The sequence below is a fragment of the Vibrio mexicanus genome (assembly GCF_001012815.1).
GTDB classification, from domain to species: Bacteria; Pseudomonadota; Gammaproteobacteria; order Enterobacterales; family Vibrionaceae; genus Vibrio; species Vibrio mexicanus.
In genome coordinates this window covers 1-23,035 of record NZ_JYJP01000115.1, presented here as the reverse complement: position 1 = coordinate 23,035, position 23,035 = coordinate 1, and the positions used below count along the sequence as shown (strand labels likewise).

Genomic DNA, 23,035 nt, shown 5'->3' with positions numbered 1-23,035 from the left:
ATTAAAAAGCCCGCTGTGTGCGGGCTTTACTTAATCAGGGTTTGAAAAGCAAGGTTTGTAGAGAGTATTTTACTTAGCCGCTTTTGCGCTCTCTGCTTGCTGTTGTAAAAGCTGCTTAATCTCTACCAACTCCTGCTTGAGCTCTGCCATCGTCGGCTCATTCTGCTCTTGGCTCTCTTCTTCTGCTATCTTCTGGCGTTCTTGCTCCAAAACATTCACAACAATACCAATCACCATGTTCAAGAATGCGAACGCCGTGAAGAAGATAAACGTCAAGAAGTAGATCCAAGAGAATGGGTATGCGTCCATCGTCTCGTACATGACGCTGGTCCAACTTTCGAACGTCATCACCCTAAATAGGGTGAGCATACTGATCGAAATATCACCCCAAAGTACAGGGTTGATCGATGCAAAGAAAGTAGAACCAACAGCTGCATAAATATAGAAGATGATGAACATTAACAGCATCACATAGCTAAGCTGAGGCAGCGCTTTAACCAAAGAGTTAATCAGTAGGCGCAGCTCTGGAATGATAGACACCATTCTCAGCACACGGAAAATACGCACTAAGCGCCCTAACACCGCCATTTCGCTGTCTTGAATTGGAATTAAGCTAACAACCACGATCAAGGTATCGAACACATTCCAAAAGTTATTAAAGAAGCGCTTTTTGTTGGGTTCACCAATAAAACGGATGGTTATCTCAATCAAAAAGATAACCGTAATACCAAAATCCAACACCTTGAGAAGGCTTAGTAGGCTCGGCGGAACATCATAAGTATTTGCCCTATCATCAGCGCAGAAAAAACGATGATAGAAATGACGAACCATTCAAAGATCTTGTTGTTTCGTAGTCGGTAAAAACGTTCTTGTAACGTTCTATGACCCGATGTCATAATCTGACGATCGACGGATTTGTCCATATCAGTCATGGGTAGTGTTATATCCTAATGAGTTTGTATTGAGCTGACTTTATCGCGTTTTATACGCTTATATTTTGTCGAGAGACTATAACAAAACGTGATATAGATCGATGCGAATTTTATGTTAATAAATATTGAAACACGTAAAAGGCCCACCAAGTGCTAGCCCTAGCGTCATTAAGTATTCTAAGCCTTGGGTGGTGTTCACTCAGTAAGAGCCCGATGTTGCATCAAGTTACAACTGCTCACAAAATAGCCATTGTAGAGTTTTGCCAAATGAACAACAGTGAAGTAGAGGGATTGAAAGGAGGTGTGCTATGACACTTGTACTGACCGTTCTCATATTTTTAAGTTGTATTGCCATGCTGGCCATTGGCGTCATGTTTTCTCGTAAGGCGATTAAAAGTAAATGTTGCTCTGTCTGTGAGTTTGACAAGCTTTCTCGGAAAAAGCGAGGGCAATAAACACATTGGATGTAAAGAAAGACGCTAGGAGCGTCACTCCTAGCCTATCTGCTCACCCTTAATAAAGGCGATGGCTTCCCAAGAAGAAGGCTCTCCTTCAATCGTCAGCGGATGCATCGCTTGTTTTGGTTTAGCGTAACTAAGACGATTTAAACGTTTACCGATGTGATAACTATCAAGCCCCGTTACGTTGACAATACCCAACCCATCGATATCAATATAGCCATCCGGCATCACTGCTCTTGCTGGCACGCGCACTTCCACTATTTCCCCGATCACCAGCTCAGTATTATTGAGCTTTAACGTCTGATGCTCCCTCAATTCAACCGCCATTTTCAGCGGACTCTCTTTAACATATGGCGCGTCAACACGCTCACCGTATTCGGCCATGAGTTTCGTGTACTTAAACTCTGATTGATGCTTGTCGTATCGGGCTGACGTTTGATGCGCTTGATGCAAAATGTCGACACACACCGCGTTAATGGTATACACACCCGTTTCTAGTATGTTTTCAAGGGTATGACGAGAAGTGTTATGCGGGCGAACAATAAAACCCACTAATGCTGGATTGGCCCCGAGATGAAATACGGAACTGACAATCGACAAATTTTCATTCCCTTTCAAATCTTTCGTTCCAATCAGATTTGCACTTTTAAAACCAGACAATGAATTAACAAACCTTGCTCGTTCTCGCTGCTCCATCGAATTTAGATCACCTTGAGAATAGTTTTTCATTACGGCACTCCTGGCAAAAAAAAGCGCAGCTCAAACTAGGAAAAGCCGCGCAAACTAAACAATATAGGAAAACGAATGCAGTCAAGTGAGACACACCAATCTCGTTTCCTGACTACAAGTGACAGTACGTTGATATCGGCAGAAAGATCACTTCTGCCTGACATGTTTTTGTAGAATTCGAAAAGTATCTTTTTGTACTTGTGGCTTTTTCTTCCAACCCCACAATCGATCGCGTGCCGCACGAGCCGCCTCGTCTAACTCTATAATTGGATTTAAAAATCGACTGTTACTGTCAAGGCGATAAAGTTCAGCCTCCATTGGTGTTAGCTTCCAAGGTTCAAACAGCAATGGCACTGGAACTTCGGCAAGTTCAGGTATCCAAAGTTTAATGAAGTAACCATCACTATCGTGCTCCTGAGATTGTTTAACTGGGTTATATATACGAGTGGTGTTTATCCCCGCCACACCCGCTTGCATTTGAAACTGCGCGTAATGAATACCCGGCTCGAAATCCAAGAACAAACTCGCGAGATGCTTCACTCCATAGCGCCAATCGATATTTAGGTGGTGAGTCAAAAAGCTCACCAACATGGCCCGCATTCGAAAGTTGATGTATCCGGTATGATGCAAACAGCGCATGCACGCATCCACCATAGGTATACCTGTTTCACCCTTTTTCCATGCGTTGAGCTTGGGCTGGATATCAGAGCTATAGGGGTAATCCAAATAGCCACGGTTAAGATGTTCAAACTCCATGCTCGATTCAGACTCGAACTTCTGGATAAAGTGACAGTGCCAGTGAAGACGAGAAGTGAGCGCGATTAAACTGCGGCGATAACCCGGCTTGTTCCATTGGCTCAATACGTATTGATATATCTCCCGTAACGAGATGTTTCCCCACGCCAAATACGGAGACAACCTTGAGCACGCCGTTCGGCTAGCAAGAGGCTTGGATATCGATTTCGAATACGTGCGGCCTCTGTCTGCAAAGAAATCTTCTAACGTTCGCCAAGCCAATGTTGGACCACCTGTTTGAAAGCCTTTGAGCTTATCTAGCCATTGCTGCGGCAAAGCAAAACTGTTCAAGGCTTCCATCTCGCTAGTTGACATAAATCGGTCAGATGCCATTGAAGGTACTGCAATTGGCGCGCGCATCACTGATTGCCAGTCATCGTCCCAAGTGACTCTGTTCTGTGCAGCTCGAATCACCGCGCCCATTGGCATTTCGATCCAAGGGATGTTGGCATCTTTCAGCAGCTTCGCGACCTGTTTGTCTCTGGTGAAAGTAATGTCGATACCCACTTCTTCATGAGAGTACACGCCTGCTATATCGAAGCGCTTTGTCAACCTTTTGAAGGTAGCCTCTGCATCATCACAAAGTACCAAAACTTGAGTATCAAATGGAGCAAGCTGGCTGTTCAGATCTTGTATCGACTGAGCAACAAAACGCCAATGCCGCTCGGAGTAATGTTGTTCCTCCAGCAGCATCGGCTCGAACAGGTAAAGGAGTAGCGTGGGTTCGGGCTGTTCTAACGCTATCTTAAGCGGTTCGTGATCCGTTAATCTCAAATCACGCTTCAGCCAAACTATATTAATGGTCTTCATACCAAGAAGAATTAATCAAACATGAAGAGCTATACGGGCCTCAAGAACAATACGATTAACTCAATCGGCATTTTCGTTCGTCTTACGATTACCACGACCATTACCAAGCGCTATAACTCTTCACATTAAGAACGTTAAAACACTCACCAACAACGGTTCCAAAAGGTACTTAATTTGAAGTAAATGGCTTTTTAAGGTCCTAGAACCTGTTCTAGGTCGTCACAAATACTCATTGAACCCATGATTTAGTTACTTTTACTTCAAGCTGGATTCATCAAATGATTAAACAATGCTTAATTCTCGTTTCGATATCTTTATTGTCTTTACATGCATTTGGAGCGCATGTCGGCTTTCAGCAGTTTCAACTCTATGAAGGTACTTCCCGTCCTTTGAATACCAGTGTTTGGTACCCGACGACTCAAGATAATCCCACAGAGACCATTGCCGAGAACATCGCCTTTGTCGGTACTCAGGTAATCAAAAATGCGAGTATTCTATCTAGCAAAACTCGCTTGGTTGTTTTATCTCACGGTTACAGAGGTAACTGGAAAAACCTGAACTGGTTAGCGAGCAGACTTGCGCATAACGGTTATGTTGTCGCTTCCGTTAACCATCCGGGAACAACCACGTTCAATACCTCACCAGACTTAGCCAAGCAATGGTGCTCAGGCCCAATGATCTGACTCGGTTGATCGACTTTATGACTGAAGACTCTCCGTGGTCGCACTCATTAGGCCGCAACAATGTTGCAGCCATTGGGCATTCATTAGGAGGATGGAGCGTCATGCAGCTCGCAGGAGCAGAAGTCGATATAGCCGCTTTTGATCAATTTTGCGCCGAGAACCCTAGTAACACCCAACGAACCTGTGGGCTATCTACGGAGTTGGGGTTAGATACCCCCTTGAATACCGAACTTAAAAGCGAAAATCGTTCTGACGTTAGGGTCACTCATGTCGTCAGCCTCGATCTTGGTTTGGCCAGAAGCTTTTCATCGCAAAGCTTAAATCAGATAAAAACGAAGACACTGATCATCGCAGCAGGCATCGATACTGGCGATTTACCTCAAGAGATCGAATCTGGTTATTTAGCAGACCAGATCCCAATGGGCTATCGCCAGTACCTGATATTTGATGAAGCCATGCATTTTAGCTTCATTCAAGAATGCAAACCCAATGCGGTTGCCATTTTGAATGAAGAAGTACCTGGCGATGGCATTATCTGCAAAGACGGTAAAGACACAACTCGCAACGCGATACACAATAAAGCCGCTCGAGAAGTACTCGCGTTTTTAGACCAATAACATTGAATCGTTCCATCTCGAAGGGGATTGCTATCTAAGCAACCCCTTGTTGTTGAATAGATTCTGCTTGTTTGTGGTTCAGCCTGTACTGCGTTGGCGTGATGCCAGCGACACGAAGAAACTCTCGGTTAAAGTTAGACTTAGATTGAAAACCCGCCTGCAAGAAGATATCTGTAATAGACTCTTCTGTCTCACACAAAGCGTTCATCGCATAGCGAATTCGGTACTCATTGAGCACCTTCGAAATATTGCGTCCATACACTTGATTGACTGCCATAGATACGCGTTTGGCAGGACAACCTAGCTTTCTTCCAAGTCGAGATAACGTTAGATCTGGGTCTTTAAACAGCGCTTCTCTCTTCATCATACTATCCAATCGCCCGACAACTTCTCGCGCTTCATCTTCGGAAAGATACACTTTAGATAACGCAGCGTTTTCCTCTTCTGTATGGGTTGATTGCGAAGGATCGTTAATAGGAATACTGCTGCTCACTATAATCAACGCCCAAACAATGGCAGGTATCATAACGAAATAACTAATAGAAACGATTATCTCTGCGTGTATGAAGTCGTTTGCTAAATAATCTACGGATAGTAACCCATCGACAAAGGCTGAAAAAATAAGCATCGTGCCAGCAACCTTTTTAGCGATGACTATCTGTTCGAAGTCAGAGAGCCTAGCGTCATTAGGAACATACCGAGCACTAACAAACAACCCAATGCCATAGACAAAAAAGAGCAAGGCAATAGAAACGTCAACCGCTCCTAACCACAGGTCTGGATAATACGCCAACCCTGCAATCAATAACGGAGCAATAAAATGTCGTAATCGCTGCCAAGCGCCCTCTCCGTTCAAAGTGAAACAGAGCCACGTAATGACTGGAAGAGTCGCGGAAAATACCGACTGCGTGTATCTCAAAATTGCTAGGTCAAAGGTCCACCTTAGCCCCACGATGAAGGTACCCAAGGCGCAGAACAAGACAAATTTAACAACGCCAACCTGAAAACGGCCTTTTCTCTTATAAAGCAAAAAACCTGTCAGCAGAAAAAGCAGTGAAGCAACAAAGGGTAAAGGCACTGAAAACATCATTATCGCACTCTAAAACATTCCATGTACCGCCACTCTTCTAAGTAACGATTTAATGATAACTCGGCTAGCTGTTCAAAAATCATTTGGGGATTAGAGCTTCGCGTTTGCTCCGCTTCCAAAGCCTTCCATCGATAGCCGACAGCCCTAGAGCTATCAGCCCCATTCCAACAAAGTGAATGGGTTCTAGGCTTTCATTTAGAAATACTGCACCTAGGATGATCGCCGATACAGGCACCAGTAGAGTCACCAGCAGCGCATTGGTGGCGCCAGCAGCTTCGAGTATATTGAAGTAAAGCACATAAGCTAATGCGGTAGAGACGACTGCCAATGCTAAAATTGCATTCCAGGTACCAGAGCTGATGCTAGTAAAACCTATTGGTCCTTCAACGAAGAAAGTAACTGGAACCAAAATGATGGTTGATGCCGTTACTTGGCCAGCCGCGATGGCGAGCGGTTTGATACCTAGAGCTTGAATCGACGTCCGTAAACAGTGGACAATGAATAACAGATGGTTGCCCCTATAACCGCCAGTTGGGCTAACAGTGGACTGTTGCCAGACAATGCGGGAAGGCCAATCATGACCACTACGCCTGCAAAACCAATAACCACACCAAGAATCTTTAGAAAAGTTGGCCTTTCATCTGGCAGAAGCAAACCAGCAACCACCACCCCAGAGATGGGTGTCGCCGCATTCAATATCGACGCCAAGCCAGACGCAATCTGCGTTTGCCCCCAAACAATCAGAGCAAAGGGTATCACGTTGTTGAGCAGCCCCATTACGAAAAAGGAGCGCCAAACACTGGCACTTTTCGGCGGTTTAATACCCACTATAAAAGCAATTAGCCACAACACAATCGCGGCGATACCGACTCGCAAAGTCACAATGGTTAATGGCGCTAACTCATTAACTGCCACGCCAACGAAGAAGAAGGAACCACCCCACAAGGTAGATAGCAAAATGAGCATCGCCCATACTTTGGCGCTCATTGACTGGCTTATTATTGTTGTCATTATGCCTTCCCTGACTGTGTGTTATCTGTCCAATATAACGTCCAACTCGTCCACTGGATACATGTTTGACCAAGTTCTTTTGAGTATTCACGTAATTAAGAGTTAATCTCCTCGATAAAATCATCAATAGTTACCTCCCACAACATTCATCAGATTGATTTATCTTCTGTATTTTTTGATAATGGTTCGCATTATCAAAAATGAGTCTTGTTATGTTCAGCCCATCGTTCGCCCAAAGTCACACATCGATATCTACAACTTTCGATACCACCTCTAAAAGCTATTCCATTTTACTTGCTGAGGACGACCCCGAACTCAACCACAGACTCACCTCACTGCTTAATGAGCAGGGTTACATTGTCACGTCAGAGTTTAGCGGTGATGATGCTTTGAACGCTTTTCATAACGACGCTTTTGATTTGGTCATATTAGATGTCAATCTGCCAAATTTGGACGGGTTTGAGCTACTCAATGTTATCCGATCTCGGTCTCAAACCCCTGTGGTGATGCTCACCGCCTATGGCGCCGAAGAGTTTCGAATACAGGGCTAAAATCTGGCGCGGACGACTACATCACCAAGCCTTGCAACTTTACTGAAGTGAGTTTGCGTATCGAAGCCATTTTACGCCGTACTCAGATAACTCAGCAGACAAACTCCCCTTCTCAGCTTTCTGATAGAGAAATCACTCTCGATAAACAGGATCACACGGTTTTGATTAACCAAAATCCGAGCATGGAGCCAATTCAGCTAACTCCTATTCAGTTCAAACTCCTTTGGACTTTGGTGGAGAACGCCAACGAAGTTTTAACTAAGCCCTTCCTCTACCAAACGGTGCTTGAGAAGCAGTTTAGCCAGTACGACCGTGCTTTAGACATGCACTTAAGCCGCATTCGTAAACGACTCATTGCGGAGGGTATGTCGAACGACCGTATTCAGACTGTTCACGGCAAAGGGTATATCTTCAAATGAAAAAAATGTTGTTCTGGCGATTGTTCATCGTTCTATCTCTTGGCGTGGTGATTTTCTTTTCTCTTCTGCACAGTGTGGCAATTCTTTCAAACGAAAAAATGAGTTACCTGAAAAAGTCCCACCAGCAAGAGATTCTAGATTGGGGTAACAAAGCACAAGACTTTATTAATGCCGATGACTGGCAAGGCTTGATGATTGGTTGACCGCTCTTGCCGATTCCGAATCAACATGGGCGACCGTTCTAAAGTCAGAGTTGACGGTACAAGGGGGTAATGCCCTCAACGAGCGTTTCTGGTCTGGTTATGGAATTGGCCGCAACGTCGAGTGGAAGATCCATCTTGATTTCCCGAACAACCCAATAATGGAAGTTGCCCTTGAGCCGTTTGGTCACCATTTTCTCGTGATTCTTCCCGATAGAATGCGCCCCGGAACTTACATGTCTCACGCCTTTTGGCTGTTTCGATTCGTGATCCCATTTCTTTCGTTACTGGCACTGACCGTATATTTATACCGATACGTCATGCGTCCATTGCAGCAGTTCCATCGAGCTAGCCAAGCTTTCAGCCAAGGCGACTACTCCGCGCGAATTGGTAACACAATGACGCTCGGAGATGATGAGATAAGCCAAGTTGCTCGCACGTTCGATAAGATGGCGGAACGTACATCAGACGTGATTCAACACAATCGAAACTTGATTGCCGATATGTCTCATGAAATTCGAACGCCACTTGCCCGAATTGAAATGGCAATTGATTGTGCGGATAGAGAGATCGACCGCGATGAGATGCTAAGTCGCATCAAAACCGATACGCAAAAGATGCGTTCAACGGCAGAAGATACATTAACCTTAGCTTGGATTGAGAACGAGCAGCCCAACTTGCGTTCGGAGTCATTTGATCTGGCTGAGTTGATTGAAATTATTGCAGACGATGCTCGGTTTGAGTATCCCGATAAACACATCATCCTCGAACAAGACGAACCGCTTCCTCTTTCTGATTCAAGCCAATTAGCACTAAGTCAGTCTCTAGAAAATGTGATTCGCAATGGCCTTCGCTACACCAGAGCTGGCGAAACACTCACGATTAAGGTTACTAAGAAACCAGCCTGTTATCAGGTCCTTGTTACCGATTCTGGCCCGGGAATTGACCCAAGTTTGTACGAAAAAATCTTTAAGCCATTCTTTAAGGCCAATAATCAAGTCGCCGCGCGTAAAGGCTTCGGCGTTGGCTTGGCGCTCGCTAGGAGGCATATCGAAGCTGTCGGAGGTTCAATTCGCGCCTACAACGCGCCTGACCAAGGCCTAACTATGGATATCACACTACCTAAGCAAGAGTAGCTAAGCGATAAAGATAGCTAAGCAAATAAATAGATACGCGAGTTTGTAACAGTTGTAAAAGTCGTTTACTCATCATTGAAGAATCACCAAAATCTTAACCGATAATAATTCTCATTAACAATGGAGGTTACGGTGTTTTCTTCAACCGTATTTAAGTTAAGCCCACTTTCCATCGCTCTTTTAGCAGCATCACACACCACGTATGCCAAGGTTGACATTGAGGTTATCGAAGTCACTGGCAAGACACCGGCATCCGTCGACATCACTATCGATGCTGATCAGTTAGCCAAATCTCAAGCGCAAGATCTTAACGACATCTTCCGCAAAAACGCCGAGGTTAGCGTAGGCGGTTCATCCGGCGTTTCACAAAAGATCTATGTTCGCGGACTCGAAGACACCATGCTCAATGTCTCCATCGATGGTGCAGAGCAATCTGGCAACCTTTTCCACCACCAAGGCCGTCTCTCCATTGAGCCAGAACTTCTAAAACAAGTCGATGTTAGCGCGGGTGCTGGCCGCGCAACGGATGGCCCTGGCGCACTGGGTGGTGCCATCAAGTTCAAAACGAAAGACGCTCACGATCTGCTCGCCCCGGGCGATAAATTTGGCGCTATGGTCAAAGGTGGCTACTACACCAACAACGACGGCTACAAAGCATCGGCAAGTCTATATGGTGAAGTCGTCGACCAACTAGGGTTATTGGCGTCATTTGGCTACGTTGATGGCGACAACATTAAAGATGGCGAAGGTGAAGAGCAGCCTTATACCGCCCTTGAACAGCAAGTTGCCCTGCTTAAATTGTCTGGTCAGCTTAATGATGCGAACTATGTGTCAGTAAGTTATGACTACCGCAATGACGACGGAACACGCTTAAATCGCCCGCACTTCAAGCCAAGCATTAAGAACGAACCCCTAGAGCAAGAGACCGACCGCTCTACGTTAACATTGAATCACAAATATACAGGCGGCGAGCTACTAAATTTTGATTCAACCCTGTACTCAACCAATAGTCGACTGGCTCATAAAGATCACCCTAAATGGGGCACCAGTGACGGCACAATAAAAACGACTGGTCTGAAGTTCTTTAATACCAGTAAGGTTACCGATCATACTCTGATTTACGGTATTGATTACAAAAACGACAAAGCCGAATTTGAAACCAACTACGACGGCAAGAAAGACGACAAAGAAAAGGGCACTGTTTACGGCCTATTCATTCAAGATGACTGGATGATTACGGAAGACCTACTTCTTACAGCAGGCGCTCGTTATGACTGGTACGAGCTAACCGACAATATTGACCAAGAGTTCAAGTCTAGCGGCTTCAGCCCGAATGTGGGTTTAGATTACCAAATCGTATCTGGATTCAACGTTTTTGCGAGCTATGCTCAAGCATTCCGTGGTCAACAAATCAAAGAACTGTTTGTCATCGATTACCGAGAGAACGATCCAAACCGTCAACCAGAAGAAGCGCGTAACCTAGAAGTCGGCGCGAAATATGAGCATGAGGCATTCTATGCTGGTATTACCTTCTTCGACAGTGTCATCAAGGATGTGGTTACCAACGAAGGTTCGGTTTACACCAATGTTGGCGACTTAGATAACCAAGGTGTCAGCGCATATCTTGGCTATGCCATCTCTGATATCTCGGCAAAGCTCAGCTATAACCAGTCTCGCCCTGAACTCGACGGCGTGCCACTTTCCGATGGCGACTCTACACTAGGCACTTCAATCGGTGACACTTGGGTGTTGGATTTGACTTATCAAGCTATGGACTCTCTTGAGTTTGGCTGGAATGCCCGCTTTGTAGAACGCTTGACTAAGGTATCCGACCCAAGCATCTACCCAGAGAAGCCGGGCTACGGTGTGCATGATGTGTACGCATACTGGATGCCAGTCGAAGGAGAAGATCTATCACTCGCGCTATCCATCAAGAACGTATTCGACAAATACTACTTCGACCACGCTTCTTACATGGAATACATTGGCAGCCCAATTGCACAAGGCTATGCAAGCGCCGGACGCGACTTCCGCTTTAACGTGACTTACGCGTTTTAATTAATCGTTAAACGTTAAACTCAATAATGCCAAGCCTGTACCAAAGACTGCAAGCTTGGCTTTTAATGTCTCTGCATGTAATTCGTAGTAATACAGAGCATCATCACGCTACTCCCATTAAATGTCATTATTTCTTTACCCTCTTCTTTACTATTGCGTGGTTTACTCAAGCCAAGAACCAAGCCTGAGCAGACGGATAAATAATAGGCATAAAAGGCGAAGGTGATTACCTTCGCCTTTAAGTTTGACAGACCGGCTGTTCTCACGAATGGGGTTTGGTAATCGAAGATAATCAAAGCCAGCAAACGATCCAAATGTAATATGCCAAAAATGGATAATTAGAAATCAGCATTAATCATTTCCGTAATATTCATTAAATCGTTAATCTTTCTCTGTACCAACAAAGTGTCAATTTCATGGATGGAATTGCTTTACTCTCACCCGAAATCAGTACTCATCGATACGTACTCGCTAGGGCAAGAGAACCAATTTACATCGCTGCTCACCAAAGGTTGAGAAGTTACGTACTGAAAGGTCTATGATATGAAATTACAACTCATTGCTACTGCTATTGCCGCGTCCCTATTGTCATCAAACGTATTAGCAAAGGTTTATGATGCCAATGTACCGGAATCTATTGTTACTCCTAACAATGTCGAGTCTGTCTATCTTGGTGAACTCGACTATAAAGACGGAGTTCCTAGTCAAGAAACCATAAAAAAAGCGGAAGATTTCGCCGATGTTGCGACGGCTTTTAGAGTGTTCAAATCTGGCATTCCGGTCGCGTCTATTCAGGGGCTTCTAACAGGCCATGAAAAAATCGGCATTGAGCCAAACCGAACCATTGGTATTTCTGACAACCTATTGAACGCACACTCGATCTGGTTAACCGCTAACACCACAACGCCATATGTCACGGGTGAAGTCGACGTTAAAAATGGCCCTGTTGTGCTGGAAGTGGGCACTCCTCTACTTGGCCTCCTTGATGACGCAGCATTCAAATTTGTGGGTGACATAGGCGTAACTAACCCGCAAGACAAAGGCAAAGGGGGCAAATACTTTATCTACCACTCAAGCTATGAAGGTGAGTTGCCACAAGGCTACATTCACATAGAGACCAAAGGCTACCAGCACTGGCTGCTTGCGCGTGTTATTACCACACCAAAGAAGCTAGATGCCGATGTTCAAGCGCTTAAAGATACGATTCAGCTGTATCCTTACGGCACCGAGCCGAACACCAACTTCATCAACATGACGGATGTTAAATACAATACCGTTCATGCGATGAACCATGAATTTTATGACGAGATAAACACACTTATTCAATACGAACCGACAGAAGTGTTCGACGCTGAATGGCTTTCGATGGCTCAGTCCATTGGTATTGAGAAAGGCAAAGCGTTTAAACCAGATGAACGAATGCAACGCATCTTGTCTGAAGCCGCTAAGATTGCAACGGCAGATATTCGCTCTGCTTATCATGATCCAAATAAAACTCGACCGCGCTGGGACGATAGAAACTATTTCACTCCACTGGTTGATGGGCATGAGTTCAAGAATGATCATGGTGTGATTCACGAAGAAAACCGAGCTATTTTCCACTTCATGGCAACAGGTATCACACCTGCGATGAAAACAACTAAGGCGGGTCAAGGTTCCGATTATCTTGTAGGTGCAAGAGATATCAATGGCGACTCATTAGACGGAAATAAAACGTACAAAGTCGTCATTCCATCAATGAAGATCGCAGAGAAGTTTTGGTCATTCATGATTTATGACAATCAAACTCGCTCAATGCTCGAAACAGAACAGCGTAAAGCGGGTGTGGATGGCTTGAAATCTGGCCAACGCAAGAACGCTGATGGCACAACCACCATCTACTTCTCGGCAGAAGCACCAAAAGGTTGGGAAAACAACTGGGTACAAACGCGGAAGGATAAAGGGTTTAATATCCTGTTCCGTACCTACTCGCCAACCCAAGAGTGGCTGGATGACGACCCGAGAGCGCGCATTTCGGACTTCATTCCAGTCGACCCAGAAACCGAGTTTAAGTAACGGTTCTTACTCCAGGCCCTGCCCTCGCATGAGTTGGCAGGGCCTTAAGCGATATAAATCAAGATATGAGAACAAACTCAGTATAAAACCACCTATGGCACCTTGATTGGGTTACAGTAAAGATACGTTAGCTTTGTACTGCAGGTAAGAATGAATCGCCAACCAACACAGCCACTTCATCGAGTCGATCTCAACCTACTGGTTGCATTAGACATGCTACTCAAGGAAAGAAACGTGACTAATGCGGCGCAGGCACTATTTATCTCTCAACCTGCGATGAGCCGAAACTTAAAGCGCCTGCGTGATACGTTCGATGACCCACTATTTATTCGCACCGCTTCCGGGTTGACACCAACATCCAAGGCTTTGCAGATCGGCAAAGAGCTCGAATACTTACTCCCCAAACTTGGGCTGTTGTTCAATCAACAGCCTTTTGATTCTGCACTCTGCCAAGAGACATTTTCCATCGCTTTGCCCGCATTTTTAAGTAGCTGCATCTTACCTGAGCTTACTTTCGAGCTTCTCGACCAAGCACCAGACGCTAATTTGGTAGAGATGGTAGCCAAAAGTAATCCCTACGATTTACTCAACAAAGGTAAGCTCGATTTTGCCTTACATTACAGCCACTCCCTTGAACCTAAGCATCACTCTGTGAAACTCGGTAGTATCTACCCTAAGCTATTTGTCAGAAACGGCCATCCACTGAGCCATAAGAAAGTGGGCATCGAAGAGATCATGGACTACCCGGTGGTAGCGATGAATGTAGAAGAAGATCACAAAGAGGCATTTAACATGCCTCTAAAGCAGATTCTAGCAACGGTCAATAGCCTGAAGAGCCCAAAGATCCGAGCCACACAAACGCAGGTGTTAATAGACATTGCTCTTAAGTCAGACACCGTAATTTTTGGGTTAAATGCGTTGAGTTCAATGAAAGGATTTGATGACAACTTCGTCTGTATTTTTGACTTTATTGACCAACCAGAATATCACGTTGACTTGTATTTACTGCAGCATCAACGCACGCTTCATTCAGCTCCTCACCAATGGCTGGCGACTAAGATAACTGACTACGTTCAGAAGTATACCTAAGACGGCCTTTGAAGATTGGCCCAAGTTTATTCCTCAGAATACAGCTATCGGGCATCACTATGATGCCCGATAACGCCAAGTTAACTCACCTTAAACTGCTTCAAAATCTCGGTGATATGCGCCGCTTTCTGCTGAGTGGATTCACACAACCTTGCAGTTTCACTCGCACCATGAGAGGTTTCTTGGCCGATTCCATTGATGTTAGACACGCTTGAGTTTATCTCGTTAGCCGCTGCGCCTTGCTGCTCCGTTGCGGAAGCAATCAAGTTGTTCATTTCGGTAATTTGAGATATCGACATCGCCACTTGCTCAATGGCCTGTCCCCCTTTCTCGGCTTGAACCACTCCTGATGACGCATGCTCTTGCGCAGTGTTCATCATCTCTACGGTATTGCGTACTTCCTTGCGTAAACCCTCGATCATGGTATCAATTTCACCCGCAGACTCTTGAGTACGGGAAGCCAAACTTCTCACCTCATCCGCAACAACAGCAAAGCCACGCCCCTGCTCACCCGCTCGCGCCGCCTCAATGGCCGCATTCAAAGCGAGCAAGTTGGTTTGCTCCGCAATACCTTTGATCACATCAAGTACAGACACGATCGTTTCCGTTTCTGTTTCTAAGCTGTGTACCGCTTGGCTCGACTTATCGATCTGCTCGGCGAGAGCGTTTATATGATTGATGGTGTTACCGATGATCTCTTTACTGCTCTTAGACTGTTGATCCGCTTGAATGGTTGCCGTTGATGCAGAGTTAGCATTTTGCGCCACTTCTTGAATGGTGATACTCATTTCATTAATGGCTAGCCCAACCTGTTGGGTATTTTCCTGCTGACCATTTACCCCTTCACTGGTTTGCAAACTGATTGCGGCCATGTTTTCTGAATACCCAACAAGCTCTTTATTCGCAAGGGTCAAATCTTCTACCGTATTGCGAATCTTACTCACAAAGGAATTAAAGTTGGTCGCAAGTTGCGCAAGCTCTCCTTCACCTTCTACTGGTAGTTTCGTCGTTAAATCCCCTTCTCCTTTGGCAATATCTCGAAGCTGTCTAATTACTGCATTGATAGGTTTGATAATCGCTCTCGTGATCAAGGTAGCCGCAACTACACCAATGATTAAGCCGATAGAACCCACCGACAAAATGGTCCAAGAAGTGGCTTGATTCACTTTTGCCAGCTCTGGACCAAGGCTTGCCTGCTCATCTTGAACAGACTTATTGAATTCTTCCGCTTTGGCCATCAATTGCGGGCTCAATTCACTGACAGACCCTTTAATGGCCGCATCCCAGTTAAGTACGGTGTCGACCAGTTCATTTGTTGTCGCAACATAGTCTTTAGCCGACTTTCGTGCTTGAACCAATACTTTACGTTGAGTCGGATCACGCACTAGACCCACTAACATCTGCAAGACTTTCTCAAACTCTTTAAACTCTTGGCGAGTTGAATCCACCGCAGCTTGATCGCGGTTGTTTAAGAACTTCACGATCCCTAATCGACCAGCTTGAACATGAGAGAGGGCTTTTTGACCATAGTAAATTGCAGAAATATTATTGCTTTTAAAGGCGTTATCAATCAAACCGCTTAACGAACTGCGAAGCTCTTCACCCAGAACACTCAATCTTGATGCACCAACTTCTCTCTGTTTCTGAAGCGCTTCGATCTGACTAAATGCGCCTATATAGCTATCGTGGAGTGTTTTAGCCTCTTCCATAATTGCGCTACGTTCTGGATCCGATATGGCTCCGCTGATTTCGTCCAGCTTGCCTTTGAGGTTGCTAGCCGCTTCTTGATAGACGGTGAGTGCTTGTTTGTCCCCGGAGATAATATATTCATTGGCCAATAAGCTCTCTTCAAGAAACTGAGCTCGAAGGTTAGACGCATAGTTCGCATCATCTGCAAGCTCCTGATAAGACACAAAGCCCTCTGAAGCATTCTCTACTGACAGGTAACCTTTCACAGTAATGACCGTGATGATGACGAGCAGTAATCCAAAACCACTAATAATGAGTTTTCTAACCGACATACGTTTTTCCCTTAAAGTAATAAACTGCCCGTCGTACAGCGAGACACTTCATCCCCACTTCACTGTGTTCGAGCCCTTATTTTCAAACCATTCTTTTTTCGGCTAACGAGTAATCTTAAATGTCACTTTCTTGGTTTCCGATTTGGCCTCTTCCCCACCCACTGCATTCACCCTTATTAAAGAGCCAGCAATAAGCCTATCCTTGGCGTGTTGAAAAGAGGCCGCTGTATTCGCTTACATTAATCCAACGTAGCTGCATACCCTTTCGGGCCAAACAGTTTCTCGTAGGAGTAATCATTGATGTTTGCTTTGCTAAGAACCGGAATCAATGGCCCTGTTCTGAATGGGAAATCCTGACCCGGTTTCTCATCTTCAAGCAATCGAACCATCATCCCCATCGCAATGCGCGCTTGGTCTACAGTCATATCAGCAGGTGCTGCTGCAATCGTGCCGTTATTGATGCCTTCATAAAGGGCAGGCGTGATGTATGTGCCAATCACTTTTGAGTTTTGACCCGATTTAGAGATAACGGTTGGCGCTAACTCGGCGGCAACTGCATTACCAATGACGTAATCGACGTCTGGATACTCCTTCAGAGCTGCCGCAAGTAAGTCACCTTGCGCCTTAGCCGACGTATCGCCCCACTTCACAGCGACAACATTCATCTCACCAGGGAAGAAATCGGTCGCCGACTGAAAGCCGGTAAAGGAGTCATCTGCCCAGCCTGAGTTTTTCGGCCCGGGAAGGAACACCACGTTCACCTTCTCTTTTCCCTCTTTCTCGGCATCATTAGCGACAAATTCTCCCGCTAGATAACCCATGTCGTAGAAGCTCACCAAGGACTTGGCTGAAATGTTCTGTGCCTCAATATCGTTGATCACCTCCACCACAGGAATGCCCTTGGTGTCGATGTCCTTAACAATATCGTTGTTACCACTGTAGCTGATCGAACCAAGAATGATGCCATCGACACCCATACCCACCAGTTCATTAAGCTGATCTTGTTGCGTACCTAGATTTGAGTAACCACCCGCCTCTTTAAGTACAAGCTCCACGTTCAACCTTTCGGCTTCGCTCGTAAGACCATAGCTCACCGCGTGCCAGTAAGAATCTTGCACGTGAGGGATACTGATCCCGATGCGAAGTTTCTTTTCTGGTGCAGCTGGCAGCTTCCAAGTTTCAATAATTGGCCCGCGAAGGCTCAGGCTTGCTGACCTGGGTTCTTTTGACCCACATCGTAGTTGCCATAGAAGCTTCCCACAGACACCTCTTCTGCGTAGCTCAGAGGGACAGCAAAACTGCCTACAGCAACGGCAGCACATATTGTGCTCGTTAAAAATTTTCTATTTATCATTTTTCTCTCCTAGCGTTTTACCAACCGACGGCTCGTTGGCAAAAATGGCCTCATGAATCTTCATGTCTATTATTCGGATTTTGGGGATAGCGATAGGTGCTGCCATCTGGCAACGTTGCTTCCATCTTAGTTAAGGCTGCATAAAGCTCAGGTCGTCTATCTTTGATGTAATCACTTTCGCCATATGGATGGGTAGGCAAATAGTTACCCGGCACACAGTCCGCCACTAGCAACGTCGGCATGTTATTCGCGTGAGCGAGCATCTCTCCGTATGGGTCGGCAATGGCACTGTTACCTAAATAGACGCCAGACAAGCTGCCATCAGAACGGAACTGCCTCATGGCATGGTTGGCATAAACGGTAAACATCTTGTTGCTGTATGCGTTACCCGGTATTGCTGTTTTGGAAATGTCAGGGTAGGTCCATGAACTAAAGAACGTACCATCGGCGTTGACCGTGCCGACGTCTGCAGCGGTCGGCGCGAGCACCACTTGTGTGCCTTTGAGCGCATAGATTCGGTATAGCTCAGGGAACTCAGCTTCGTAGCAATTAAGAAGACCCACGTTGATTCCATTCACAGGGATTGGAATGTAAGCCTCTTCTGGGTCATTCACATATGGGTACTTCCAGTTGCTTTTTCGCCTGTTCCCCAAAGGTGGCATTTGCGATAGTTGCGCAGAACACCGCCTTCTTTATCGATCATCACGATACTGTCGTAATGCTCTTGCGTATCCGGATCGACTTCCGCGTAAGGGCAGACAATCGCCAAGTAGGTCTTACGTGCAATAGGGCCAACTAGCTCCTGCACTTGCGCTTCTGTTCGAACTACATTCTCAATGTCGTTAGGCAAAATGTTATAGCCGCACAAGAAAAGCTCTGGCAGAACAAGAATCTGGGCTTGATAGCCTGCCGCCTTACCTGCCCACTCTTCTAGGCACTTTAGGTTGTGTTTTATGGCGACTTCGTCTCCGGCTAATCCTTCACCTTGATATACCGCAATTCGAAGCCCTTCGCCCTCTTTAGGGGCATCGGTTCCTGTGAGACACATTTTCACCATTGGATAACGACAATCTGTGATGGTCTCACCGACTGGACACATATTGCCGTAATTGTTTAACTGATTAACGTCGATTCCCATGAGGTCTCTCCACTAGATTCTTGATGCGTTGTAGGGTTTGCGTTTATGGATTCGCAAAGGTTGAGTTGTTGTGTGATCTCGAACGATAAGTTCCTCTACAACCGTCTCCATGTGTTTGACCATGGAGTCAATCTGCTCAGCTGTGATTACCTGTCTTACAACGATACGGAAAACGTATGGGCCATCCGCTTTTTCTGGATCAGTGGTTGGCAGCTTGTATGAAGCGATGATCCAGCCGTATTCACGCATTTCATCGGCAAAATCTGGCATCTCGAAGATACCCTCTTTCGCCTTCTTGAATTTGAACACGACGATTGGGTAGTAAACATTATCGCTAATTGGAGTAAACACATTCCCAAGAGTTGGGTTATCCATGATGCTGTTGATGAGATGATCGGTGTTGTCCATGCAGTTATCGAGAACGGCTTGATAGCCTGAACGGCCCCAGCTCAAGAAGTTGTAGTACTGGCTGATGATTACGCCAGAGCCACGCGAGAAATTGACCGTATAATCGACGAAGCTGCCTCCTAGGTAGGTAATGTTGTAAATCAGGTCGGGATCGACCACATCTTTGTTGCGAAATAGCACCGACCCCATACCTGGGTAAACCATGCCAAACTTGTGATTTGAAATATTAATTGAGCGCACTCGCTTGGTATGCTTAAAGTCAAATCTAACCGCATTGTGCCCTTGATCTTCTGCTCGGCGATTAGTGAAAGGGAGTATGAAGCCACCGCTTGCGCCGTCTACATGAATTGGGATATCGACGCTGGTTTCATCAACATGCATAGAGCAGTACGCCTCAACCGCATCATCAATATCTGCGGTGTCATCCCCGTTGCCAGTAAACGTTGTACCTGCAATCGAACCTACAGCCATGACTAGCTCACCGACAGTACGCTGATCAAGCATGGGCAGATATTCGTCCGGATACTCACACAGGGCAATAATTTCATCGCGGTAGATGCTGTCTTTGATTGTGCAATGCAGCACTTCTGCAACATCGCCCCCGTTAGAGTATTTGTCATCGCCCATCGATACATACAACGCACCAACATCGTAGTAGCGACAGTACTTATCCCAACAGCCATGAACATGAGTACTCATCAACAAAAAAGGACGATCTAGAGGGTTTCGATGAGGGTTGGCTTTATTGCAGTTTTGCCAGTGTTTACGGTGAGCGATTAAGGCAAGCATTATTGCTTCAGAAGAACCCACCGTTACAGAACCATAAAAGCCTTCGCTCTTGTCTGGATCGTTGTCTTCTGGCGCAAATTCAGTACCCAACATCTCACCCATCATTCTGATCAGGCGTTTTTCAATCAAAGAGCTTTGTGGGTACTCTTCATGGTCGATAAAGTTTTTATCTAAGTTTTCTTGGATGAGTTTTTCAGCGTAGTCATCCATCCAAGTGTTAACGTAAGTTGCAAGATTGAGAGCGGGGCTCCCATCGAGATTGAGAGAGTCTTTAATCATTCGGTACGCCGATTCCGGAGACATTGGGTCTTCGGGGATTCGCGTTTTGGGTACGTTCTGCTTAAACTCTTGTCGCCCGTATACAGGCAGCATTGAATTATCCTTAGCCATCTAACTTTCCTCATCATAATCAGAAGTTATGTCCCTCTTTTACAAGGGAAACTGTGCATTTGCGTACTGACTCGCCGTTTACAATTTTTCTTATTATTCAGGGTAAAGCATGTAATAAACTGGCTTTCTACGCTGCGGGTATCTCAATCCTTCGTTACATAAACGGTATAAATCGTTTATTACCCATGTATGCAATTTAATTAATAGCACAAAGATGCATAGCTTCCAGTGAAGGTGTGACTTTTTGATTAACTTGAAGTGAAATTTGAGTGATTGGTTGGGTTATTAATCAATAACGCAGGTATGGGAGCAATGTCGCTATTTTTTGTCGAGTATGATGCGACGATCGACACGGCATACAAACTATATAACGGGCGCTAAGATTTGCTCTGAAAGAGCAATTAAACGGCATCATAGTTCTTGGAGACATTTGTTCTTACAGACATTTAACTGCTCAGCGTTTCTTCACTCATCGCATCAAACACACAATAGCGGTTTTTGCCCTGCTGTTTGGCCACATACATAGCATGATCGGCTTGTCGTAGCAGTTGGTCTCCATCGTAGTGCTCAGCCTGTGGGAAGTAGGTGACACCTAAGCTGGCAGAAACTTGCAAAGAATGGTTCTCGTAGAAAATGGGAGCAGAAATTGTCGACAGAATTCGATTTAAACACGGGATGGCGTCATCAAAGGTATTGAGATCTGAAAGCACAATCGCGAACTCGTCACCGCCCAATCGACCAACTGTGTCGGTTTCTCTGACTTGAATTGAAAGCCGACTAGAGACCTCTCGTAAAACGAAATCTCCCGCATCATGACCGTGGTCATCATTGATTTGCTTAAAACCATCCAGATCGAGGAAGACAACTGCAAACTTGTCACCACGTCTTTGAGAATTGTTGAGATGTTGTTCCAACCGAGAAGTGAGCAGCGCGCGGTTCGGTAATCCGGTTAAGATGTCGTGCAATGCGGCATTTTCCATCTCTTTCTGGCGGCTTTTCTGTTCGCTGATATCGCTGAACGTGGCTACTAGCAGGTCACCAGCCCAAGCGCCATTGAGCAACATGTACTTCTGGGTACCATCTTTGCAAGTTACGTTCACTTCCACTGAGTCGATACTACCTTCGTCCGACTTAGATCTTTCAACACGTTTATGCCAGTTGGCAGCCATCTTAGCCCGATAGACATTATCCGTGTAAGCTTTGGCAAACCACTCTTTGACGGTTGGGACGTCCTCAAGTCGCCAACCAAACATTTTGCTAAATGTCGGGTTCACATACTCAATTCTCCCATCCTCACTGGCCCATACAATGGCAACATTCACAGAACTCACAACCGCTTCGAGTTTTTGACTCGCGTCTTTGATGGCTTGTTCAGAACGTTTGCGCTCATGGATATCCTGAATTGAACCAGCCATCTCTACAGGCTTGTTATCACTATCCTTAATGGAGTGGCCCATCACTCTATACCATCGATAAGCACCACTTTTCTCTCGCATTCTAAATTCGACCTTAAAGTCGCTGCCTTCGTTGAAGTGGGCTTCTAGTGCAGTGATGGTCCATTCCATATCATCAGGATGTAAGCGATTTTTCCACTCTCTAAAGCTGGCTTTAATCTCGTTATTCTTGTAGCCCAATAATACAAAGAATTGCTCTGACCAATACGCCTCATTACTCGCCGCTTTCCAAGACCAGATGCCAACGCCTGTCCCCTCCACTGCTAGGTCATAGAGTTTGGTACTCTCTAGTAGTTCATGTTCAGAGTGCTTTTTTAAAATAATCAAACGTATCATTAGCCCGAGAATGCCAACTAACACAAATAGGGCGAGCCCATGAGGAACTTAATCGTTTCGGACTTTTTCTCGATGCTTTGTGTTTGCGCTTCAACTAGGCTTTCCAATCGTGTTTGGTAATGCCATAGCTCTGCCGCCATATCTCGTTCTGGAGTAATATCTTTAATGATAGAGAAAAGGAGAGTCCTACCTCGATAATCAATAGGCGCGGAGCGAACTTCAACAGTCTTAATCGTGCCATCTGACAGTTTATGGCGAAAAACAAAAAAGTTACGCCCTTCTGTTGCTGCCAACTTCCGCTCCGCTGCTACTTGTTTGGCAGACAGTTGATTAAGCTGTTGAATCTTCATCGAAGTCAACGACGCGTAACCGTAAAACTCTTTAGATGCCCCATTGGCTCTGACTATATCACCGCTCTCAGGGTCAATAAGCAGTTTAACCGCGTTGTGCTTTTCGAAGGCATCAATAAACGTAGTGTCTGCCTCCGAATGTTGTATGTTGATTAATAG

At 45.5% G+C, this 23,035-nt stretch carries 21 protein-coding genes and 1 pseudogene; 8 read left to right on the top strand and 14 right to left on the bottom strand.

Annotated elements, in window-relative coordinates:
• Positions 1-69: 69 nt before the first annotated feature.
• From UA76_RS17965 to UA76_RS17955, 3 genes are all read right to left on the bottom strand, one after another.
• Positions 70-831 (bottom strand): ion transporter, encoded by a 762-nt coding sequence (locus tag UA76_RS17965; protein WP_238322344.1) that lies wholly within the window; start codon positions 829-831, stop codon positions 70-72.
• 595 nt (positions 832-1,426) lie between these two features.
• Entirely contained in the window at positions 1,427-2,122 is a 696-nt protein-coding gene (locus UA76_RS17960; RefSeq protein WP_047049015.1) for a flavin reductase family protein, read from the bottom strand.
• A gap of 147 nt (positions 2,123-2,269) precedes the next feature.
• Positions 2,270-3,727, bottom strand: a complete 1,458-nt coding sequence (locus UA76_RS17955) for a cryptochrome/deoxyribodipyrimidine photo-lyase family protein (protein WP_047049013.1) — start codon at positions 3,725-3,727, stop codon at positions 2,270-2,272.
• Between the two features lie 278 nt (positions 3,728-4,005).
• On the opposite strand from UA76_RS17955, the gene UA76_RS25480 reads away from it, so the two are divergent.
• The gene (locus tag UA76_RS25480) at positions 4,006-4,410 is read left to right on the top strand and encodes an alpha/beta hydrolase (RefSeq protein ID WP_337588551.1); all 405 of its coding nucleotides are present in this window, start codon (positions 4,006-4,008) and stop codon (positions 4,408-4,410) included.
• A gap of 17 nt (positions 4,411-4,427) precedes the next feature.
• Positions 4,428-5,027 (top strand): alpha/beta hydrolase family protein, encoded by a 600-nt coding sequence (locus UA76_RS25475; protein ID WP_337588550.1) that lies wholly within the window; start codon positions 4,428-4,430, stop codon positions 5,025-5,027.
• A 34-nt stretch (positions 5,028-5,061) separates the two neighbouring features.
• Here UA76_RS25475 and UA76_RS17945 read toward each other — a convergent pair whose 3' ends face one another.
• The 3 genes from UA76_RS17945 to UA76_RS24910 form a co-directional block, all read right to left on the bottom strand.
• Positions 5,062-6,117 (bottom strand): helix-turn-helix domain-containing protein, encoded by a 1,056-nt coding sequence (locus UA76_RS17945; RefSeq protein ID WP_052772096.1) that lies wholly within the window; start codon positions 6,115-6,117, stop codon positions 5,062-5,064.
• 79 nt (positions 6,118-6,196) lie between these two features.
• Complete coding sequence (locus UA76_RS24915) at positions 6,197-6,526, bottom strand: DMT family transporter (protein ID WP_238322343.1); 330 nt, start codon at positions 6,524-6,526, stop codon at positions 6,197-6,199.
• Between the two features lie 53 nt (positions 6,527-6,579).
• On the bottom strand, positions 6,580-7,128 hold the full coding sequence (locus UA76_RS24910; protein ID WP_238322342.1) for a DMT family transporter: 549 nt from the start codon (positions 7,126-7,128) through the stop codon (positions 6,580-6,582).
• Between the two features lie 212 nt (positions 7,129-7,340).
• Between UA76_RS24910 and UA76_RS25740 the strand changes: the two genes are divergently transcribed.
• From UA76_RS25740 to UA76_RS17915, 6 genes and pseudogenes are all read left to right on the top strand, one after another.
• Positions 7,341-7,679, top strand: a complete 339-nt coding sequence (locus tag UA76_RS25740) for a response regulator (RefSeq protein ID WP_202906957.1) — start codon at positions 7,341-7,343, stop codon at positions 7,677-7,679.
• A 53-nt stretch (positions 7,680-7,732) separates the two neighbouring features.
• Positions 7,733-8,098, top strand: coding sequence for a winged helix-turn-helix domain-containing protein (locus UA76_RS25735; protein ID WP_238322341.1), 366 nt, complete (start codon positions 7,733-7,735; stop codon positions 8,096-8,098).
• Positions 8,095-9,434 (top strand): annotated as a pseudogene (locus UA76_RS17930) (sensor histidine kinase). The gene UA76_RS25735 and the pseudogene UA76_RS17930 overlap by 4 nt, the downstream one beginning before the upstream one ends.
• A 132-nt stretch (positions 9,435-9,566) precedes the next feature.
• Complete coding sequence (locus UA76_RS17925) at positions 9,567-11,492, top strand: TonB-dependent receptor domain-containing protein (protein WP_084705541.1); 1,926 nt, start codon at positions 9,567-9,569, stop codon at positions 11,490-11,492.
• 543 nt (positions 11,493-12,035) lie between these two features.
• Positions 12,036-13,547 carry a DUF1254 domain-containing protein gene (locus UA76_RS17920; protein WP_047049007.1) on the top strand — a complete coding sequence of 504 codons (1,512 nt, stop codon included), beginning with the start codon at positions 12,036-12,038 and terminating at the stop codon, positions 13,545-13,547.
• Between the two features lie 150 nt (positions 13,548-13,697).
• Positions 13,698-14,636, top strand: a complete 939-nt coding sequence (locus UA76_RS17915; protein ID WP_047049004.1) for a LysR family transcriptional regulator — start codon at positions 13,698-13,700, stop codon at positions 14,634-14,636.
• Between the two features lie 80 nt (positions 14,637-14,716).
• Here the strand turns inward: UA76_RS17915 and UA76_RS22650 are convergent, their stop codons facing one another.
• The 8 genes from UA76_RS22650 to UA76_RS17885 form a co-directional block, all read right to left on the bottom strand.
• The gene (locus tag UA76_RS22650) at positions 14,717-16,657 is read right to left on the bottom strand and encodes a HAMP domain-containing methyl-accepting chemotaxis protein (RefSeq protein WP_052772095.1); all 1,941 of its coding nucleotides are present in this window, start codon (positions 16,655-16,657) and stop codon (positions 14,717-14,719) included.
• A gap of 239 nt (positions 16,658-16,896) precedes the next feature.
• Positions 16,897-17,826 carry a TMAO reductase system periplasmic protein TorT gene (torT, locus tag UA76_RS17905; RefSeq protein WP_272946034.1) on the bottom strand — a complete coding sequence of 310 codons (930 nt, stop codon included), beginning with the start codon at positions 17,824-17,826 and terminating at the stop codon, positions 16,897-16,899.
• A 32-nt stretch (positions 17,827-17,858) separates the two neighbouring features.
• Positions 17,859-18,011, bottom strand: coding sequence for a hypothetical protein (locus UA76_RS24890; RefSeq protein ID WP_238322338.1), 153 nt, complete (start codon positions 18,009-18,011; stop codon positions 17,859-17,861).
• 50 nt (positions 18,012-18,061) lie between these two features.
• Complete coding sequence (locus UA76_RS25280) at positions 18,062-18,625, bottom strand: nitrilase-related carbon-nitrogen hydrolase (protein ID WP_052772093.1); 564 nt, start codon at positions 18,623-18,625, stop codon at positions 18,062-18,064.
• Positions 18,622-19,149: a nitrilase-related carbon-nitrogen hydrolase gene (locus UA76_RS25275; protein ID WP_052772092.1), complete on the bottom strand. Its 528-nt coding sequence runs from the start codon at positions 19,147-19,149 to the stop codon at positions 18,622-18,624. Before UA76_RS25275 ends, UA76_RS25280 begins: the two co-directional genes overlap by 4 nt.
• Positions 19,150-19,161: 12 nt before the next feature.
• Complete coding sequence (locus UA76_RS17895; protein WP_084705540.1) at positions 19,162-20,736, bottom strand: pyridoxal-dependent decarboxylase; 1,575 nt, start codon at positions 20,734-20,736, stop codon at positions 19,162-19,164.
• 446 nt (positions 20,737-21,182) lie between these two features.
• Entirely contained in the window at positions 21,183-22,517 is a 1,335-nt protein-coding gene (locus tag UA76_RS17890) for a sensor domain-containing diguanylate cyclase (protein ID WP_162198963.1), read from the bottom strand.
• A 26-nt stretch (positions 22,518-22,543) separates the two neighbouring features.
• On the bottom strand, positions 22,544-23,035 hold a 492-nt coding region (locus UA76_RS17885; protein WP_047048997.1), incomplete at its 5' end, for a PAS domain S-box protein.

Excerpts from the sequence above, each read along its gene's own strand:
- UA76_RS17965 (WP_238322344.1), bottom strand. The coding sequence starts at position 831 with ATGGTTCGTCATTTCTATCATCGTTTTTTCTGCGCTGATGATAGGGCA.
- UA76_RS17960 (WP_047049015.1), bottom strand. The coding sequence starts at position 2,122 with ATGAAAAACTATTCTCAAGGTGATCTAAATTCGATGGAGCAGCGAGAA.
- UA76_RS17955 (WP_047049013.1), bottom strand. The coding sequence starts at position 3,727 with ATGAAGACCATTAATATAGTTTGGCTGAAGCGTGATTTGAGATTAACG.
- UA76_RS25480 (WP_337588551.1), top strand. The coding sequence starts at position 4,006 with ATGATTAAACAATGCTTAATTCTCGTTTCGATATCTTTATTGTCTTTA.
- UA76_RS25475 (WP_337588550.1), top strand. The coding sequence starts at position 4,428 with ATGACTGAAGACTCTCCGTGGTCGCACTCATTAGGCCGCAACAATGTT.
- UA76_RS17945 (WP_052772096.1), bottom strand. The coding sequence starts at position 6,117 with ATGATGTTTTCAGTGCCTTTACCCTTTGTTGCTTCACTGCTTTTTCTG.
- UA76_RS24910 (WP_238322342.1), bottom strand. The coding sequence starts at position 7,128 with ATGACAACAATAATAAGCCAGTCAATGAGCGCCAAAGTATGGGCGATG.
- UA76_RS25740 (WP_202906957.1), top strand. The coding sequence starts at position 7,341 with ATGTTCAGCCCATCGTTCGCCCAAAGTCACACATCGATATCTACAACT.
- UA76_RS17920 (WP_047049007.1), top strand. The coding sequence starts at position 12,036 with ATGAAATTACAACTCATTGCTACTGCTATTGCCGCGTCCCTATTGTCA.
- UA76_RS17915 (WP_047049004.1), top strand. The coding sequence starts at position 13,698 with ATGAATCGCCAACCAACACAGCCACTTCATCGAGTCGATCTCAACCTA.
- UA76_RS22650 (WP_052772095.1), bottom strand. The coding sequence starts at position 16,657 with ATGTCGGTTAGAAAACTCATTATTAGTGGTTTTGGATTACTGCTCGTC.
- UA76_RS24890 (WP_238322338.1), bottom strand. The coding sequence starts at position 18,011 with ATGATAAATAGAAAATTTTTAACGAGCACAATATGTGCTGCCGTTGCT.
- UA76_RS25275 (WP_052772092.1), bottom strand. The coding sequence starts at position 19,149 with ATGGGAATCGACGTTAATCAGTTAAACAATTACGGCAATATGTGTCCA.
- UA76_RS17895 (WP_084705540.1), bottom strand. The coding sequence starts at position 20,736 with ATGGCTAAGGATAATTCAATGCTGCCTGTATACGGGCGACAAGAGTTT.